Origin of the sequence: Marinibacterium profundimaris (assembly GCF_002210095.1) — a bacterium.
Classification (GTDB): Bacteria; Pseudomonadota; Alphaproteobacteria; order Rhodobacterales; family Rhodobacteraceae; genus Marinibacterium; species Marinibacterium profundimaris.
In genome coordinates this window covers 111,787-129,099 of record NZ_AQQR01000004.1, presented here as the reverse complement: position 1 = coordinate 129,099, position 17,313 = coordinate 111,787, and the positions used below count along the sequence as shown (strand labels likewise).

General features: G+C 64.5%; 20 protein-coding genes. 14 read left to right on the top strand and 6 right to left on the bottom strand.

Features of this window, described 5'->3' with window-relative positions; translation table 11 throughout:
• Positions 1-37: 37 nt before the first annotated feature.
• On the bottom strand, positions 38-1,000 hold the full coding sequence (mdh, locus tag ATO3_RS11680) for a malate dehydrogenase (RefSeq protein ID WP_088650046.1): 963 nt from the start codon (positions 998-1,000) through the stop codon (positions 38-40).
• A gap of 208 nt (positions 1,001-1,208) precedes the next feature.
• On the opposite strand from mdh, the gene ATO3_RS11675 reads away from it, so the two are divergent.
• Positions 1,209-1,964 carry a sulfite exporter TauE/SafE family protein gene (locus ATO3_RS11675; protein WP_233152118.1) on the top strand — a complete coding sequence of 252 codons (756 nt, stop codon included), beginning with the start codon at positions 1,209-1,211 and terminating at the stop codon, positions 1,962-1,964.
• A gap of 4 nt (positions 1,965-1,968) precedes the next feature.
• Here the strand turns inward: ATO3_RS11675 and ATO3_RS11670 are convergent, their stop codons facing one another.
• Positions 1,969-2,253: a hypothetical protein gene (locus ATO3_RS11670; RefSeq protein ID WP_088650044.1), complete on the bottom strand. Its 285-nt coding sequence runs from the start codon at positions 2,251-2,253 to the stop codon at positions 1,969-1,971.
• Positions 2,254-2,271: 18 nt separating this feature from the next.
• Entirely contained in the window at positions 2,272-2,589 is a 318-nt protein-coding gene (locus tag ATO3_RS11665; protein WP_088650043.1) for a hypothetical protein, read from the bottom strand.
• A 276-nt stretch (positions 2,590-2,865) separates the two neighbouring features.
• On the opposite strand from ATO3_RS11665, the gene ATO3_RS11660 reads away from it, so the two are divergent.
• The 13 genes from ATO3_RS11660 to ATO3_RS11605 all read left to right on the top strand — a co-directional run bounded on the left by ATO3_RS11660 (position 2,866) and on the right by ATO3_RS11605 (position 13,714).
• The gene (locus tag ATO3_RS11660; RefSeq protein ID WP_088650042.1) at positions 2,866-3,723 is read left to right on the top strand and encodes an HpcH/HpaI aldolase/citrate lyase family protein; all 858 of its coding nucleotides are present in this window, start codon (positions 2,866-2,868) and stop codon (positions 3,721-3,723) included.
• A gap of 2 nt (positions 3,724-3,725) precedes the next feature.
• Positions 3,726-4,280 (top strand): NnrU family protein, encoded by a 555-nt coding sequence (locus ATO3_RS11655; protein ID WP_088650041.1) that lies wholly within the window; start codon positions 3,726-3,728, stop codon positions 4,278-4,280.
• A complete protein-coding gene (locus ATO3_RS11650) occupies positions 4,277-4,483 on the top strand; it encodes a DUF1737 domain-containing protein (protein ID WP_088650040.1) in 207 nt (68 codons plus the stop codon). The genes ATO3_RS11655 and ATO3_RS11650 overlap by 4 nt, the downstream gene beginning before the upstream one ends.
• Positions 4,484-5,512 (top strand): MaoC family dehydratase, encoded by a 1,029-nt coding sequence (locus ATO3_RS11645; protein WP_088650039.1) that lies wholly within the window; start codon positions 4,484-4,486, stop codon positions 5,510-5,512. It abuts the gene before it with no gap.
• A 395-nt stretch (positions 5,513-5,907) separates the two neighbouring features.
• Positions 5,908-6,147, top strand: coding sequence for a hypothetical protein (locus ATO3_RS11640; RefSeq protein ID WP_143747264.1), 240 nt, complete (start codon positions 5,908-5,910; stop codon positions 6,145-6,147).
• Between the two features lie 290 nt (positions 6,148-6,437).
• Positions 6,438-6,821, top strand: coding sequence for a succinate dehydrogenase, cytochrome b556 subunit (gene sdhC, locus ATO3_RS11635; RefSeq protein WP_088650037.1), 384 nt, complete (start codon positions 6,438-6,440; stop codon positions 6,819-6,821).
• Between the two features lie 11 nt (positions 6,822-6,832).
• Positions 6,833-7,204, top strand: a complete 372-nt coding sequence (gene sdhD, locus ATO3_RS11630) for a succinate dehydrogenase, hydrophobic membrane anchor protein (protein ID WP_088650036.1) — start codon at positions 6,833-6,835, stop codon at positions 7,202-7,204.
• Positions 7,205-7,217: 13 nt separating this feature from the next.
• Positions 7,218-9,023 (top strand): succinate dehydrogenase flavoprotein subunit, encoded by a 1,806-nt coding sequence (sdhA, locus tag ATO3_RS11625; protein ID WP_088650035.1) that lies wholly within the window; start codon positions 7,218-7,220, stop codon positions 9,021-9,023.
• An 85-nt stretch (positions 9,024-9,108) separates the two neighbouring features.
• Entirely contained in the window at positions 9,109-9,966 is an 858-nt protein-coding gene (locus ATO3_RS11620; RefSeq protein WP_088650034.1) for a hypothetical protein, read from the top strand.
• 63 nt (positions 9,967-10,029) lie between these two features.
• On the top strand, positions 10,030-10,809 hold the full coding sequence (locus ATO3_RS11615; protein WP_088650033.1) for a succinate dehydrogenase iron-sulfur subunit: 780 nt from the start codon (positions 10,030-10,032) through the stop codon (positions 10,807-10,809).
• 368 nt (positions 10,810-11,177) lie between these two features.
• Entirely contained in the window at positions 11,178-12,347 is a 1,170-nt protein-coding gene (locus ATO3_RS11610) for a type III PLP-dependent enzyme (protein ID WP_088650032.1), read from the top strand.
• A gap of 128 nt (positions 12,348-12,475) precedes the next feature.
• Positions 12,476-12,637, top strand: coding sequence for a hypothetical protein (locus ATO3_RS29005; RefSeq protein WP_198963263.1), 162 nt, complete (start codon positions 12,476-12,478; stop codon positions 12,635-12,637).
• 231 nt (positions 12,638-12,868) lie between these two features.
• The gene (locus ATO3_RS11605) at positions 12,869-13,714 is read left to right on the top strand and encodes an urea carboxylase-associated family protein (protein WP_088650031.1); all 846 of its coding nucleotides are present in this window, start codon (positions 12,869-12,871) and stop codon (positions 13,712-13,714) included.
• Between the two features lie 3 nt (positions 13,715-13,717).
• On the opposite strand, the gene deoD is transcribed toward ATO3_RS11605, so the two are convergent.
• The 3 genes from deoD to ATO3_RS11590 all read right to left on the bottom strand — a co-directional run bounded on the left by deoD (position 13,718) and on the right by ATO3_RS11590 (position 17,191).
• Entirely contained in the window at positions 13,718-14,422 is a 705-nt protein-coding gene (deoD, locus tag ATO3_RS11600) for a purine-nucleoside phosphorylase (RefSeq protein ID WP_088650030.1), read from the bottom strand.
• Positions 14,423-14,750: 328 nt separating this feature from the next.
• Positions 14,751-15,083: an H-NS histone family protein gene (locus tag ATO3_RS11595; protein WP_088650029.1), complete on the bottom strand. Its 333-nt coding sequence runs from the start codon at positions 15,081-15,083 to the stop codon at positions 14,751-14,753.
• 140 nt (positions 15,084-15,223) lie between these two features.
• Positions 15,224-17,191 (bottom strand): protein meaA, encoded by a 1,968-nt coding sequence (locus ATO3_RS11590; protein ID WP_088650028.1) that lies wholly within the window; start codon positions 17,189-17,191, stop codon positions 15,224-15,226.
• Positions 17,192-17,313: the final 122 nt, after the last annotated feature.

Here is a 17,313-nt window from a genome sequence, read left to right as displayed (position 1 = left end):
ACGGGCCCGGCCTTTCGCGAAACAGCAGGGGTGCCGATCAGGCGAGGCTTTCGTCGATGCCCTTGCAGGCATCCACGAGGCCCTTCACCGCGCTGACCGAGCTGTCGAACATTTCCTGCTCTTCCTTGGTGAGCGAGATGTTGACGATCTTCTCGATGCCGCCGGCGCCGATCACGGTGGGCACGCCCACGTACATGCCCTTCACGCCCAGTTCGCCATCGCAATAGGCGGCGCAGGGCAGGACGCGCTTCTGGTCCTTCAGGTAGGCTTCGGCCATTTCGATGGCCGAGGTGGCCGGCGCGTAGAAGGCCGAGCCGGTCTTCAGCAGGCCGACGATCTCGGCGCCGCCGTCACGGGTGCGCTGCACGATGGCGTCCAGCTTCTCCTGCGTGGTCCAGCCCATCTTCACCAGGTCGGGCAGCGGGATGCCGGCGACGGTGGAATAACGGACCGAGGGGACCATCGTGTCGCCGTGACCGCCGAGAACGAAGGCGGTGACGTCCTTCATCGAGACGCCGAATTCCAGCGACAGGAAGTGCCGGAAGCGTGCCGAATCGAGCACGCCGGCCATGCCGCAGACCTTGTGCGGGGGCAGGCCCGAGAACTGCTGCAGCGCCCAGACCATGGCGTCGAGCGGGTTGGTGATGCAGATCACGAAGGCGTCGGGGGCATGTTCCTTGATGCCCTCGCCCACGGACTTCATGACCTTGAGGTTGATGCCCAGCAGGTCGTCGCGGCTCATGCCCGGCTTGCGCGGGACACCGGCGGTGACGATGCAGACGTCTGCGCCGGCGATGTCGGCGTAGGACTGGGTGCCCGAAAGAGCCGCGTCGAAGCCCTCCGAGGGGCCCGATTCCGCGATGTCGAGCGCCTTGCCTTCGGGGGTGCCCTCGGCGATGTCGAACAGGACGACATCGCCCAGTTCCTTCAGCGCGGCGAGATGGGCAAGCGTGCCGCCGATCTGACCTGCGCCGATCAGCGCGATCTTGGGTCTGGCCATGAGATGGGTCTCCAAATCCGGTATGAAACGCCGTTTGCCTAGTGCGGAATGGTCCTTGGCGCAAGGGAGGCGTGGCGCGGCTCATTGCGGCAGGGGCTGTTCGGGCGCTAACGGCCGCGTTAAACCGGGCGGGTCGCCTGTATTCTGGCCCTGTTTCCCGCCGATGCCACGCATCCGGCCGGTCTCCGGGCGCCTGGGAGGATCCCGCTTGCTTGAACTGACCCCGTTCTTCTTCGCCGTCTCCGTGCCGGCGGTGCTGTTTGCCGGAATATCGAAGGGGGGCTTCGGATCGGGGGCGGCCTTTGCCTCGTCGGCGATCCTGGCACTGGTGCTGCCGCCGGGTCAGGCCCTGGGCGTGATGCTGCCGCTGCTGATGCTGATCGACGCGGCGACGCTGGGCCCGTTCTGGAAACGCTGGAGCGTGCCGGATGCCAAGCTGCTGATCCTGGGGGGGCTGCCGGGGGTGGCTCTGGGGGCGCTTCTGTACCAGATCGCCGAGCCGGACGTGTTCCGGGTGCTGATCGGGGCGATCGCGCTTGGGTTCATCGCCTGGCAACTGGCGGTGCAGTACAAGGTCTTCCAGGCCCCGGCCGAGCGGCTGCCCGGCTGGGTCGGGCTGATCGCCGGGGCCACGGCGGGCTTCACCAGCTTCGTCAGCCATGCCGGCGGGCCGCCGGCTGCAGCCTACATGCTGTCACAGAGGCTGGACAAGACGACATACCAGGCGACGACGGTTCTGGTCTTCTGGGCGATCAACATCGCCAAGTTCGTGCCCTACGTGCTGCTGGGCCTGTTCACCGCGACCTCGCTGACGGCGAATCTGATCCTGGCGCCGGTCGCGCTGATCGGGACATGGATCGGGGTAAAGGCGCACCACAGGATGAACGAACGCCTGTTCTTCGGCATCACCTACGTGGCGCTGGGGGTCACCGGCGTAAAGCTGGTGTGGGAGGGGCTGACCTGAGCGGTCAGACCCCCTGTCCGGTATAGGGAAAGACATCCACCGCGACGCTGCCGCGCGGATGGGCGGCCAGCCAAAGGCTCTGTCCTCCGGGAATCGAGAGGCTGATGCTCTCGCCCGAGCGCAGCATGGCGGCGACCTGCGGGTCGAGCAGCGGCTGGAGGATGTCGGCCGTCCGGGCCCAGCGGATGTCGTAGGCGCTGGTGTTGGTCATCAGAAGGGTCGCGGCGGTCGTCACGTCGTAACGGTTGGCCGCGTTCCAGTCGGGGGTCAGGTCATATGCGGTGGTCATCTCTGCGATCTCCCGCGTTCAGGCCGGATCGCCGGCGGGCCGCGGCTCGTCCAGCCGCTCGAAGGCATCGCCGGCGGCGACAAGGCAGGTGGTGCCGTCGGGCATCGTCACCGTGATCGTCCAGGATCCGGTCTGCACCGAGGCAAAGACCTCGACCACCGCGTTGTTCGAGCCCAGCCCGATGCTCTGGCGGGTCTCGCCGTAGCTGTCGGCGAGGCGCTCCAGCACCGTGGGGCGGGGGGCGCAGTTGCGGGGGGCCGTCTGGCCGGCCGCCTCGTGGGCGCCCAGGGCCAGCAGCCCAAGGCCTGTCGTCATTCTGATCGCCATGTCGCGCATCGTCTGTCGCCTTTCCGTGGTTGTGTCCGCGCGGTCCGGGCGCGGGCCGGTGATGGCGGTATCGTTGCGCGCGGCATGGCTTCATCGGCGTAAAACCACCGCGCGCCGGGGTCGCAACAGCATGGCCGCTGCCGTGGCTCCGGGCCGTCGGGACGGGCAGGGCGGGCCAATCCCGCTGCAGGCCTGAGGCTGTCGCTGCGCTGCGGCGATTTCGGGGTTGATCTTTTCGTGCGGGGATGACCATCAATGCGCAACATTATGTCTGAGGAGGTTACAATGGATCCGCGCAACCGCCCCTGCCGCTCCGTGCTTTACATTCCCGGCTCGAAGGAGCGCGCGCTGGACAAGGCGCGCGGGCTGGCGGCCGACGCGATCATCTTCGATCTCGAGGACGCGGTAACGCCGGCCGAGAAGGTCACCGCCCGCGAGACGCTGACCGCGCAGCTGGCGCAGGGTGGCTATGGCGCGCGCTTGCGGCTGGTGCGGATCAACGGCTTTGACACCGAATGGGGCCGCACCGATGCCGAGGCGGTGGCGCGCATGGCGTGCGACGGGGTGCTTCTGCCCAAGGTCGAGAGCCTCGCGCAGCTGGACGAGCTGGCCGAGATCACCGGCGATCTTCCGATCTGGGCGATGATGGAGACCCCTCTGGGGATGCTCAACGCCGGCACCATCGCCACCCACCCGAAGCTGCAGGGCATGGTGATGGGCACCAACGACCTCGCGAAGGAGCTGAAGGCGCGCTTCCGCCCGGACCGTGAGCCGATGCTCACCGCGCTCGGCCTCTGTCTTCTGGCGGCGCGGGCGCATGGGCTGATCATCATCGACGGTGTCTACAACGCCTTCAAGGACGACGAGGGGCTGATGGCCGAATGCGTGCATGGCCGCGACATGGGCTTTGACGGCAAATCCCTGATCCACCCCGCACAGCTTGAGATCACCAACCGTGCCTTTGCCCCGTCCGATGAAGAAATCGACCTGGCCAAGCGTCAGATCGCCGCGTTCGAAGAGACCGAGGCCAGCGGGCAAGGGGTTGCGGTGGTCGACGGCAGGATCGTGGAGAACCTGCACGTTGCCACGGCGCGGGAGGTTCTGGCAAAAGCGGAGTCAATCTCAGCAATGCACGGGAGCTAGCCATGGGTTGGGTGCTACTTGTACTGGGCGTCGGTCTGTGGTGGGCCGCGCATCTCTTCAAACGGGTGGCGCCTGCGCGCCGCGACGCCATGGGCGACAAGGGCAAGGCGGTTGTCGCGTTGGCGTTGCTGGTGTCGATCGTCCTGATGGTGTTCGGCTATCGCGACACCGGCTTCGTCAATATCTGGTTCCCGCCCGGCTTTCTGGTGCACGTGAACAACCTGCTGGTACTTATCGCCATCTTCATGATGAGCCCGGCGCCGAAAAAGGGCCGACTTCTGAACGGAATGCGGCATCCGATGCTGACCGGCTTCGCGATCTGGGCGATCGCGCACCTGCTGGTGAACGGCGATCTCGCCTCGGTCCTGCTGTTCGGCGGGCTGCTGGTCTGGGCCGTGGTCGAGATGGGCATGATCAACGCGGCCGAGCCCGAATGGACCCCGCCCGCGACCGGCACCTATGGCAAGGATGCCATGTTCTTCGCTGCCTCGATCGTCCTTCTGGCGATCATCGGCTACATTCACGGCCTCGTCGGCCCATCCCCGTTTGGCTCATGACAACACTCTACCGTTTCCTCTCCGAAGACGACACATCCGCGTTCTGCCACAAGGTGTCTGCCGCGCTGGCGGCCGGATGGCAGCTGCACGGCGGGCCGACCTATGCCTTCGACGCCGCCAATGGCGTGATGCGCTGCGGCCAGGCGGTCACCAAGGAAATCGAGGCCGACTACAGCCCCGACATGAAACTGGGGGCGCAGTGAATGGCCAAGACCAACCCGGGGCGGTTCTTCGAGGATTACGCCGTCGGCGACGTGCTGACCCATGCGGTGCCGCGCACGGTCTCGGGCGGCGAGCGGGCGTTGTACCACGCGCTCTACCCGGCGCGGCATGCGCTTTATTCCTCGGATGAATTCGCGAAGGGCTGCGGGTTGCCGGCCAGTCCCGTGGATGACCTGATCACCTTTCACATGGTGTTCGGCAAGACGGTGCCGGATGTCTCGCTGAACGCGGTGGCGAACCTGGGCTATGCCGAGGGGCGGTGGCTGAAACCGGTCTACGAGGGCGACACGCTGACCTCGGTGTCCGAAGTCATCGGGCTGAAGCAGAATTCGAACGGCAAGACCGGGGTGGTCTATGTCCGCACGACAGGCCGCAACCAGCATGGCGAGCCGGTGCTGGACTATTGCCGCTGGGTGATGGTGCGGAAGAAGAACGTCGACGCCCCGGCGCCCGATACCGTGCTGCCGGAGCTGAAGACCGTGCTGGCGCCCGGGGATCTGGTCATTCCCGAGGGGCTGGATTTCTCGACCTACGACACCGCGCTGGCCGGAGAGCCGCATCGCTGGGGCGATTACGAGATCGGCGAGACGATCGACCACGTGGACGGCGTGACGATCGAAGAGGCCGAGCACATGCTGGCCACGCGTCTGTGGCAGAACACCGCGAAGGTCCATTTCGATGTCTCGGTTCGGCCCGAGGGGCGTCTGATCTACGGCGGTCATGTGATCTCGATGGCGCGGGCGCTGTCGTTCAATGGCCTGGCCAATGCGCAGATGATCGTGGGGCTGAACGGCGGGGCGCATGCGAACCCCTGCATGGCCGGTGACACGGTGAGGGCCTGGTCCGAGGTACTGGACAAGGCCGAGACCTCGGCCCCCGGTGTCGGAGCGATCCGCCTGCGGCTGGTGGCGACGAAAGGGGGTGAGCCCTTTGCGCTGAAGGACGAGGGCGGGAAGTACCGCCCGGAGGTCCTGCTCGATCTCGATTACTGGGCCTTGATGCCGATCTGAGAGACTGACGGCCTGAGAAGGCGCGCGCCGGTCGTGGCCGACCGTCTGGGGGCGCCTGTGAAAGAGTGCCCGTACTGCGGTCGCATGGTGCGCCTTTCGGCGTGAACGGATCCGGGCGAATCCCTGTGCGGTCGCGCCGGGCGATACGTTGTAAACCGGTCCGAAAGCACGATCTGTGGGTCCGTGCATCGCCCGCGAGCGGGCTTGTGTGGCCCAGAGAATTTCTGTAGCCGATCCATGCGTTAACCAGGACCAGTGTGCCGTTCTCGCTTATCCACAGAATCCGTGGAAAAACCTGTTCAAAACGGGACTCGGCGAGATCGCGATGCCGTGCCTTGTGGATAATTCTGCAGTGCAGCAGCGCCATTGTAACGATTATGAAAGAAAGCTAATCTGTGGTCACTTTGGAACTGGGGGTTCTGAACATGTATGACACGCTCGAAGCGGCGCCGGCCGAGCATATTCTTGGCATGGGCAACGAAGGCGAGGTCTTTGGCCTGATGTCCGAGCTGACCCGGTCGCGGCGCCTGTCCGTCATTGTCCGACAGCTCAACGAAGCCGTTCTCGACGGTGAAATCGACGAACGCGATCGCGCCATTGCCGCGCTCTCGCGCATGGGCCTGTGGTTCGAGTAACCCGCGCGCACGGCTAGACCCGAAGGGCGGAGAATCGCCCCGGGTCGCCCATATCTCCTCTCTTCACACGGATCCCAGGACGCGACGCCCACGGAGACACCTCCGAGGGGCGCTTTGCCGCGTGTCTGAATCAAGCGTTAAAATTTTGTGATCACAGGTTCCATTGCTGTGATCACATCGTTCGAAAAAGTATCAATCCGTGCCAAAAAACCGCGCTGCAGAGCAGCGAGATGCCGTGACAGGCGCGTAAAAAACCTTAGAACAGGGGTATCAAACGGAAAGGACATGCCATGGCCGACGTGAATCGCGGCAGTCGCCCGCTGTCGCCGCACCTGACGATCTATCGTCCGCAGCTGACCTCCTTCAGTTCCATCATGGTCCGGGTGACCGGCATCGCCTGTTTCGGCCTGGCCATCCTGGTCGTGGCCTGGTTCCTGGCCGCGGCCTCCTCCGAAGGCGCCTACGGGATCGTCGACGGCCTGATGACCAGCTTCCTGGGCGACCTGATCATGTTCCTGGGCGCCTGGGCGCTCTGGTACCACATGCTGGGCCGGCTGCGTCACGTGATCTGGGACCTGGGCTATGCGCTTGAGGTTCCGATTTCCGAGAAGATGGCGATCGGCATGGTGGCCGGCGCCACGATTCTCGCCCTGTTGACGGCCATCGTCCTCTGAGGAGCCCGGATATGAGATTTCTGACAGATCGCAAGCGCGCCGAGGGTCTGGGCGCTTCGGGGGCCGGTACGCAAGATCACTGGCACATGATGATCACCTCGGCCGCGCTCGTCGTGCTGGTCCCGCTTTTCATCTTTACCTTCGGCTCTGCCCTGGGCGGCACCTACGAAGAGGTTCTGGCCTATTACAGCCGGCCTTTCCCGGCCGTCGTCGCGGCGCTGACCCTGGTGGTTGGCGTGATCCACCTGCTGCACGAGGTGCAGGACGCGATTGTGGACTACATCCATGGCGTGGCCGGCAAGCTGACCTACGTGGCTGCGGCGGCCGTGGCCTACGTGCTGATCGCCGCCGGCCTGTTCGCGCTTGTCAAACTCGCACTCTGAAGGACCGGAAATAATGGCTGAGTACGAATACGAGACGCATGAATATGACGTCGTGGTCGTGGGTGCCGGCGGGGCCGGTCTTCGCGCAACGCTGGGCATGGCGGAACAGGGGCTGCGCACGGCCTGCGTGACCAAGGTTTTCCCGACGCGCTCGCACACGGTTGCGGCGCAGGGCGGGATCGCCGCGTCGCTGTCCAACATGGGGCCAGACCACTGGCAGTGGCACATGTACGATACCGTCAAGGGGTCGGACTGGCTGGGCGACACCGATGCGATGGAATACCTCGCCCGCGAGGCGCCCAAGGCGGTCTACGAGCTGGAACATTACGGCGTTCCGTTCTCGCGCACCGAGGAAGGCAAGATCTATCAGCGTCCCTTCGGCGGCCACACCACCGAGTTCGGTGAAGGCCCCGCGGTGCAGCGCACATGCGCCGCCGCCGACCGGACCGGCCATGCGATCCTGCACACGCTTTACGGCCAGTCGCTGAAGAACAACGCGGAATTCTACGTCGAATACTTCGCGATCGACCTGATCATGTCCGAAGACGGGCAGTGCCAGGGCGTGGTCTGCTGGAAGCTCGACGACGGCACGATGCATGTGTTCAACGCCAAGATGGTCGTGCTGGCCACCGGCGGCTACGGGCGCGCCTATTTCTCGGCCACCTCGGCGCATACCTGCACCGGCGATGGCGGCGGCATGGTGGCCCGCGCGGGGCTTGCGCTGCAGGACATGGAATTCGTGCAGTTCCACCCCACCGGCATCTACGGCTCCGGCTGCCTGATCACCGAAGGCGCGCGGGGCGAGGGCGGCTATCTGACCAACTCCGAAGGCGAACGGTTCATGGAGCGCTACGCGCCCCAGTACAAGGACCTGGCGCCGCGCGACTACGTCAGCCGCTCCATGACCATGGAGATCCGCGAAGGCCGCGGCGTGGGCGAGCACAAGGATCACATCTTCCTCAACCTCAACCACCTGCCCGCCGAGGCGCTGGCCGAACGGCTTCCCGGCATCTCGGAATCGGCGAAGATCTTCGCCGGCGTCGATGTCACGAAAGAGCCGATCCCGGTTCTGCCGACCGTGCATTACAACATGGGCGGCATCCCGACGAACTACTGGGGCGAGGTGCTGAACCCGACCGAGGACAACCCGACCGCCGTGGTCCCGGGCCTGATGGCCGTGGGCGAGGCGGGCTGTGCTTCGGTGCATGGCGCGAACCGGCTGGGCTCGAACTCGCTGATCGACCTGGTGGTCTTTGGCCGCGCCGCCGCGATCCGCGCCGGCAAGACCGTGGATCACGAGGCGCCGAACCCGACGCTGAACCAGGCCTCGATCGACAAGGCCTTCGCCCGGTTCGACAGCCTGCGCTATGCCGATGGCGGCACGCCGACGGCCGAGCTGCGGCTTGAGATGCAGCGCACCATGCAATCGGACGCCGCCGTCTTCCGTGAATCGAAGACGCTGGAGGAAGGCGTGGTGAAGATGACCGAGATCGCCGCCAAGCTGGGCGATCTGAAAGTCACCGACCGCTCGCTGGTCTGGAACTCGGACCTGATGGAGACGCTGGAGTTGACCAACCTGATGCCCAACGCGCTGGCCACGATCTATGGTGCCGAAGCCCGCAAGGAGAGCCGTGGCGCCCATGCGCACGAGGATTACTCCACGCGCGACGACGAGAACTGGCGTGTCCACACGGTCAGCCGTGTCGAGGGCAACGAGGTCACGCTGTCCTACCGCCCGGTGATCGTCGATCCGCTGACCACCGAGGACGAGGGCGGCATTTCCCTCAAGAAGATCGCGCCGAAGGCGCGGACCTTCTGATGATCCGATCCCGGGGCCGCAACGCCGCGCCGCGCGGCCCCGGATCCGGCATTGGCCCGCGCGAGGCATCGTCCGGGGGCAGGGCATGAACATGGTCCTGCGCCCCGTCACATCCGTTGCGCCCGATTTCGCCCCAGGCCGGGTGATCCGCGTCTACGGCATGCGCCGCTCGGGCAACCACGCGGTGCTTGATGCCTTTCTGCGCAACGCGCCGGGGGGCGACGCGGTGTTCTTCAACAATTGCAAGCGCGCTCAGGATCCCCTGGGCAGCCACCGCAGTCTGGACATCCGCCAGGGCGGGGCGAAGGTGCAGGCTGCCGGCCTGCCGCTGGGCGAGGCGCTTGCCCTGGCCGGGCCGACCCCGCTGACCATCGTGTCCTGCGAGGACATGATGCCCCGCCCCGACGCCCGGGCGATCTGGCATGACGAAGAACAGACCGTGCTGATCTACCGCAGATTCCTGAACTGGGCGGCCTCCCTTCTGCAGAAGATCAAGGGCAACAGCGGCTATGGCGCTGTCGAGCGGATGCGGATCATGACCCGCGCCTGCCGCAGCTATACCGTCGCGCTGCAGATCGCCTCGGGGCGCGAGGACGTGGTGCCGGTGCTTTATGACCGCTGGATCGCATCCGACACGTACCGGGCGGACCGGATGGCCGCGATCGGACTGGAGCCCCACGATTTGGATCTGGGCGAGGTCCAGCGCTACGGTCGCGGCTCCTCTTTCCAGCCGGAGGTCAGGGATGCCGCCGAGCTGGGCGCCGACAAGCGAGCCGAGCTGCTGGCCGGCGATCCCGAATTCGGCATCCTGCTGTGGCTTGTCGCCCATGACTTCGAACTGTCCGAACTGATCGCGGCGCATTTCCCGCAGGATGCCGCCCGCATTCTTCAGCTGGCCGAGACGGCCGGGCTGACCTTCCACCTGCCAGAGGCGGGCCGATGACCCGCTTCTTCCGACCCCAGAGATCCCGGCCCACGGCCGGAGACGCGCACCAGGAGACGAGACATGGTTGAACTCACGCTGCCGAAAAATTCGCGCATCCGCACCGGCAAGACCTGGCCCAAGCCGGAAGGCGCGAAGAACGTCCGTAAGTTCCAGATCTATCGCTGGAACCCCGACGATGGTGAAAACCCCCGGGTCGATACCTATTTCATCGACATGGACAAGTGCGGGCCGATGGTCCTGGACGCGCTGATCAAGATCAAGAACGAGATCGATCCGACGCTGACCTTCCGCCGGTCCTGCCGCGAAGGCATCTGCGGGTCCTGCGCGATGAACATCGACGGGATCAACACGCTGGCCTGCATCTACGGCCTGGACGAGATCAAGGGCGACGTGAAGATCTACCCGCTGCCGCACATGCCGGTGGTCAAGGACCTGATCCCCGACCTGACCCATTTCTACGCCCAGCATGCGTCGATCATGCCGTGGCTGGAAACCAAGACGAACCGCCCCGCGAAAGAGTGGAAGCAATCCATCGAGGATCGCAAGAAGCTCGACGGGCTGTATGAATGCGTGATGTGCGCCTCGTGCTCGACCTCGTGCCCCAGCTATTGGTGGAACGGCGATCGCTACCTTGGCCCCGCCGCACTGCTGCACGCCTACCGCTGGATCATCGACAGCCGCGACGAGGCCACGGGCGAGCGTCTGGACGAGCTGGAGGATCCCTTCAAGCTGTACCGTTGCCACACGATCATGAACTGCGCCAAGACCTGCCCCAAGGGGCTGAACCCGGCCAAGGCGATCGCCGAGATCAAGAAGATGATGGTGGAACGGGTCGTCTGAGCCAGACCTCCGCGCAATCGAAAAAGGCCGTCGGCGGGACCAGCCGGCGGCCTTTCGCGTTCCTAGACTGGCGCGGCAGCCGGGCCGGACCAAGGGCGCGGGGCTCATCTTTTCCCGGGCCGTCGTCCGTAAGCACGATCGCGCCGCTGTGGGCCCCGGACCAGCGCGCGCAATTTTTTGAAAGCTCGCGCAATTTCCCCCTTGATCGACTCTGCATCTTGCCCGATATGCGCGAACAGTGACGCCAACGCACGCGCCTCTGTCCCAGGGCCCCAGGGCATGACCCCAAGGCCAATGGTTACGTAGCGACGGTAACGTCTCCCTTGGAATTTTGGCCCCTTCCCGGGCTGGGTCTACTGGAGATGCCCATGACCGCCTATGTAACCGAATTCTCGGTGCGCGATCGCGCGCGCGATCTGTCCCGCGTCGAAGCGTTCATCGAACTCAACAGCTTCGAGCGTCCGACCCTTGTTCTGGACACCGACGTGGTCACCGACAATTTCCACGCGCTGCAGGCCGGCCTGGGCCACGCCCGGATCCACTATGCCGTGAAGGCCAACCCGGCCCCGGAAATCATCGACACGCTTGTCGCGCTTGGCAGCCATTTCGACGCGGCCAGCCGTGGCGAGATCGAGCTTTGCCTGTCGCGCGGCGCGCCCGCATCGCATATCTCCTTCGGCAACACCGTGAAACGGGCGTCCGACATCGCCTTCGCTCACCGCGCCGGCGTGACCCTGTTCGCCGCGGATTCCGATGAAGAGCTGGCGAAGATCGCCGCCCATGCCCCCGGTGCACAGGTCTACATCCGCCTGATCGTCGAGGCGTCGGAAGCCGACTGGCCGCTCAGCCGCAAGTTCGGTTGCGACCGCGCCATGGCTCTGGAGCTGCTCGACCGTGCCGTCGACCTGGGCCTGGAGCCGGTGGGTTTCAGCTTCCATGTCGGCTCTCAGACCCGTCGCGCCTCGATGTGGGCGCCGACGCTGGACGAGGTGGCCGGCACCTGGGAGGCCGCCCGCGCGGCCGGGCATGACCTGCACCTGCTGAACATCGGTGGCGGCTTCCCGGCCTTCTACGGCGAAGTCATCGAGGCCCCCACGCCCTATGCGGCCAGCGTCATCTCGATGGTGCGCGACCGCTTCGGCGATGTCGAGGTCATGGCAGAGCCGGGCCGCGGCATGGTCGCCAATGCCGGCGCCATCGCGGCCGAGGTCATGCTGGTCTCGCGCAAGTCGGACAGTGACCTGCACCGCTGGGTCTATCTGGACATCGGCAAGTTCTCGGGCCTGGCCGAAACCATCGACGAGGCGATCCGCTACCAGTGCGCGACCGACCGTGACCACGAGGCCACCGGCCCCTGTGTCCTGGCCGGCCCGTCCTGCGACAGCGCCGATGTGCTCTACGAAAAGACCCCGGTGCAGCTGCCTGTCGGCCTGACCGCCGGCGATCGTGTCGTGATCCGCAACTGCGGCGCCTACACGTCCAGCTATGCCTCGGTCGGGTTCAACGGCTTCCCGCCGCTCGACGTGGTGGTGCTGTAAGGCCATATCGGGATAATGCTGCATTGCGGCAAGTGAATGCCTGCAATGCAGCATTGTCGGGTGACCCGACCCCGGCGAGCACCTAGATAGCGGGGCAGGGAGGAGCTCTGACAGTTACGGAGTTCCTGATGGATCTGTCGAACACGCAAGCGGCCCAGGCCGCGCCCGCCGTCGAAGTGCAACACGCGCTCGATATCCTGAACGAGGCCTGGGCCTATTATTCGCCCGAGCCGGCCATCGTGCAGAACGACGAAGAGCCCGATCTCTTCGAGTACTACGCGGCGGCCTGATGGGGCTGAGCTGACCCGGCAGCGCGGTCGCACCTGCGACGCGGGCTGCCGGTGGCCTCACTGTCCTCTTGTCCGATTGTCGCCGGGCAGGTGTCTGGCCCTGTCATTGGACGCCGACCCCCGGATTTCTCCCTTGACCCGATCAGCCGAAGGCCGCCCCTCTGGCGCCCGGTCGCATGCAGGGCTAACCTGATCGTCCACCGCTTTCCCGCAGCAGCCAGGACGATCCCCATGTACCCGCCCCCCGCAGATGCAGAGCAACGCCGTGCCGTCGCGCCGGTGATATGCTACCCGACGCGGACGCTCCCGCGGCCCGATCTGGACCTGTATCGCACGGCACGGAAGACAGCGCAGAAGATCTCGGAGGTGCTGGTCGCCCCGAGAGACGCCGCCACCTTCACCGTCACGGCAGGGCAATTCTTTCGCATTTCCTCGGTCGAGGGTCCGCAGGTCGGTGACCTGAACCTGTGGAACGCGGCCGATCTTTCCGGACGCTTCTATTCCGGCAAGACCCGCGCCCTGCATGGCACGCACCTGACGACGGGCGAGCGGATGTGGTCCGCCTTCCCGCATCTGCGTCCCATGGCCACGATCGTCGAGGATACGCTGGACTGGTACGGGATCGACGCCTTCGGGGGCAGCGTGCACGACGTGATCGGCACCCGCTGCGATCCCTATACCGGCAACCTGCTGGCCGGCACGCAATATCACCATTGCTGCCATTCCAACCTGACCCGCGCCCTGGCCGACCACCTTGGCTGTTCCGTGGCCGAGGCCGAGCCCCATGTGCATGACGTGCTGAACGTCTTCATGTGCACCGGCTTCACGCGGGACACGGGCCAGTATTTCATGAAGGCCAGCCCGGTGCGCCCCGGCGATCACCTGGAGTTCTTCGCGGAGATCGACCTGCTCGGCGCGCTCAGCGCCTGCCCGGGCGGCGATTGCTCGGCCGAGCATTCCAGCGATACCGCCGCCTGTCACCCGCTGCTGGTCGAGGTCTTCGCGCCCTCGGACGGCGCGCTTGCGGGCTGGGCGCAGCCGCAGGTCAGCGGCTACGACCGGTCTCACGGCCGCTAGGGCTCAGGCGAAGGCGGCGCTCAGGGCGATCTCGACCATGTCGCCAAAGCTCTTCTCGCGGTCTTCCGAGGGCAGCGCTTCGCCGGTCAGCAGGTGGTCGGACACGGTCAGCACGGCCAGCGCGCGGCAGCCGTGGCGCAGGGCGAGGGTGTAGAGCTCGGCCGCTTCCATCTCGACGCCCAGGATCCCGTGGCGCACCATCTGCTCGTTCAGGTCGGGCCGTTCGTCATAGAAGACATCCGACGAATAAATCCCGCCCACATGGGTCGGCGTGCCCTTCGACTCGGCCGCGGCGACGGCGGCGCGCAGCAGCGACCAGTCGGCGGAGGGGGCGAAGTTCAACTCGCGGAAAATCCCCAGCGACGGTGTGCTGACGCTGGTCGCGGTCATGGCGACGATCACGTCACGCAGGTTCACATGTTCCTGCATCCCCCCGCAGGAGCCGATGCGGATCAGGGTCTTGGCGCCGTAATCGCGGATCAGCTCGTTCACGTAGATCGACAGCGACGGCATCCCCATGCCCGAGCCCTGGATCGTAACCCGGTGGCCGTTCCACGTGCCGGTATAGCCCAGCATCCCGCGCACCTCGTTGACCAGTTTCGGCGCCTTCAGAAAGGTTTCGGCCGCCCAGCGGGCGCGGTAGGGGTCGCCCGGCATCAGGACGGTTTCGGCAATGTCTCCGGCGGCGGCGCCGATATGGATGGTCACGGAAGAATTCCTTTCTTGTCTTCGCGGATCGGGGCCGGCGGGCCGCAATCGGTCCGGATCAGGTTTTCCAATGTGGCGGTGGCGTCAAGCCCGGATGGCGGCAAAGGCCGGTCGCGTCGGGGAAGACAATGAGAAAGGATCGGGGCGAGAAAGGATCGGGCCCGAACACCGGCCCCCTTAAAACAGGAAACCCGGCGCAAAGCCGGGTTTCGTTGCTGAGCACTTGGTTCGGATCCGATTTCGGGTGAATGGCCGAGCGGAGCGGACCCGGCCATTCCTGGCCGTGACTGCCGAACATCTCCGGCAGTGGCTCTTTCAGAGGTCTGCGTCAGATTTCCATGTCTTCCGGAGCAGCCCCATTGGCCAGTGCGTCATTGAACCAGCCGGGTTTGCGCCCGCGGCCCGTCCAGGTCTGGGTCGGATCGTCGGGATTGCGGTATTTCGGCGGCGAGACCGGCTTGTCATCCGATTTGCGACGGGACCCGTCGGGGCCTCCGTTCAAAACATCGGACAAGGAAAATCCAAATTCTGCAGCTGCCTTTTCGGCGGCTTGCCGGGCTTGGGCTTTCTCACGGACGACCGCATCGCGCAATGCAAGGTCCACCTGGCTCCGAAGATCTTCCAGTTCCTTGCTCGTCATGGAGGTCAGGTCAATAGGCATTTTTTCTCCTTTTTATCCCCATCGAGTTTGTAATCATAGATTATTTCGGGGAGAAGAAAATAGGCACCAATCCTTTTTTTACAAGATGACGTGGCGGAGAATTGACGCTCCTTAGCATCAAATTCCCCGCGCTGTATTTACTATTCTGCAGCCACTGATGCCGGATCCGCGAGCCTGACGATGTCCATCATTATCGAATTCAGCTCGAAATCTTTTGGTGTGTAGACTTTGGCGACTCCCCCGGCCCGCAGCGCATCGGCATCCTTGTCCGGAATAATGCCCCCGACGATCACGGGAATATGACCCAGTCCGCTGTCGCGCATTAGCGTCATGACCTCGTGAACCAAGGGCAAATGACTGCCGGAAAGAATTGAAAGACCAAGCACGTGGCTGTCTTTTTCCTTCAGATCGGCCACGATTTCCGCCGGCGTGAGGCGAATCCCGTCGTAGGTAATGTCCATTCCACAGTCGCGCGCGCGGAAGGCAATCTGCTCCGCGCCATTGGAATGGCCGTCGAGGCCGGGCTTGCCAACCATGAAATTCAGCCGGCGCCCAAGCCTGTCGCTGACCGTGTCGACCATCTCGCGCAAGTCGTCCAGACCCTCGGTCTTGTTGGACACGCCACGCGATACGCCGGTCGGGCCGCGATAGGTGCCGTGGGCCCGCCGCATCTCTTCGGCCCATTCCCCGGTTGTCACACCCGCCTTTGCTGCGGCAATCGAAGGTGGCATGATATTGGCCCCGGATGCGGCGGCTTTGCGAAGGGATTCCAAGGCTTTGATCACCTTTTCCTCGTCCCGCTCCGCGCGCCAGGCATTCAGTCTATCAATCTGTTCCTGTTCGACCTCGGGATTGACGACCATGATATCGCCGCCCTCGGTCATAAGCGGAGAAGGCTCGGACGTGGTAAAGCGATTGACGCCGACCACAACTGTTTCCCCGGCTTCGATCCGGTTCAGCCGTTCGGCATTCGACTCTACCAGCCGGGACTTCATGTAGTCGATCGCGGCAACCGCGCCGCCCATTGAATCGAGATTGGCCAGTTCGGCGCGGGCGCCGTCTTTCAGCGCCTCCACCTTGCGGTCCACCGCGGGATTGCCGTCGAAGAGATCCTCGTACTCCAGCAGGTCTGTCTCGTAGGCGAGGATCTGCTGCATGCGCATCGACCATTGCTGATCCCAGGGACGGGGCAGGCCGAGCGCTTCGTTCCAGGCCGGCAATTGCACGGCGCGGGCTCTGGCCTTCTTTGAAAGAGTGACAGCCAGCATTTCAATTAATATACGGTAAACGTTGTTTTCCGGCTGTTGTTCTGTCAGTCCAAGAGAATTGACCTGGACACCATAACGAAACCGGCGATACCGGGGATCAGTCACACCGTAACGCGTTTCACAAATCTCGTCCCAAAGATCCACAAATGCGCGCATCTTGCACATTTCGGTCACAAACCGGATACCCGCGTTAACGAAGAATGAAATACGACTGACAAGTCGCGGAAAATCGGCGTCTGCAACCCTTGGTTGCAGCTCGTCCAAAACGGCCTGTCCCGTCGCAAGGGCAAAGGCCAGTTCCTGTTCCGGAGTCGCGCCTGCTTCCTGCAAATGGTAGGAGCAGACGTTCATCGGATTCCACTTCGGTACGTGGGCATAACAATACTCGGCGACGTCCGCAATCATCCGAAGGGATGGCTTTGGCGGGCAGATGTAGGTGCCGCGCGACAGGTATTCCTTGATCAGGTCGTTTTGCACCGTGCCCTGCAGGGTCGCGATATCCGCGCCCTGTTCCTCGGCCACCGCAATGTAAAGCGCCAGCAGCCAGGGGGCCGTGGCATTGATCGTCATCGAGGTGTTCATCTGGTCCAGGGGGATCTGGTCGAACAGCACCCGCATGTCGCCCAGGTGGCAGACCGGCACGCCGACCTTGCCGACTTCGCCACGGGCCAGCACGTGATCGCTGTCGTATCCCGTCTGGGTCGGCAGATCGAAGGCCACCGACAGGCCGGTCTGCCCCTTGGCCAGGTTGCTTCGGTAAAGCGCGTTCGATGCCTGGGCGGTGGAATGGCCCGCATAGGTGCGGATCAGCCAGGGGCGGTCTTTTGGGGTCTCGGTCATGACAGGGTCCCTCAGGTCAAATGGGGAAATAATCTTGCGTTTCGTCCGTCTAAACCGAAAGTATCAGTCCTTGTCAATTCGCTGCAATGCGGCGTCGGCGGATTGGCGTCGGTGTGGCGTTC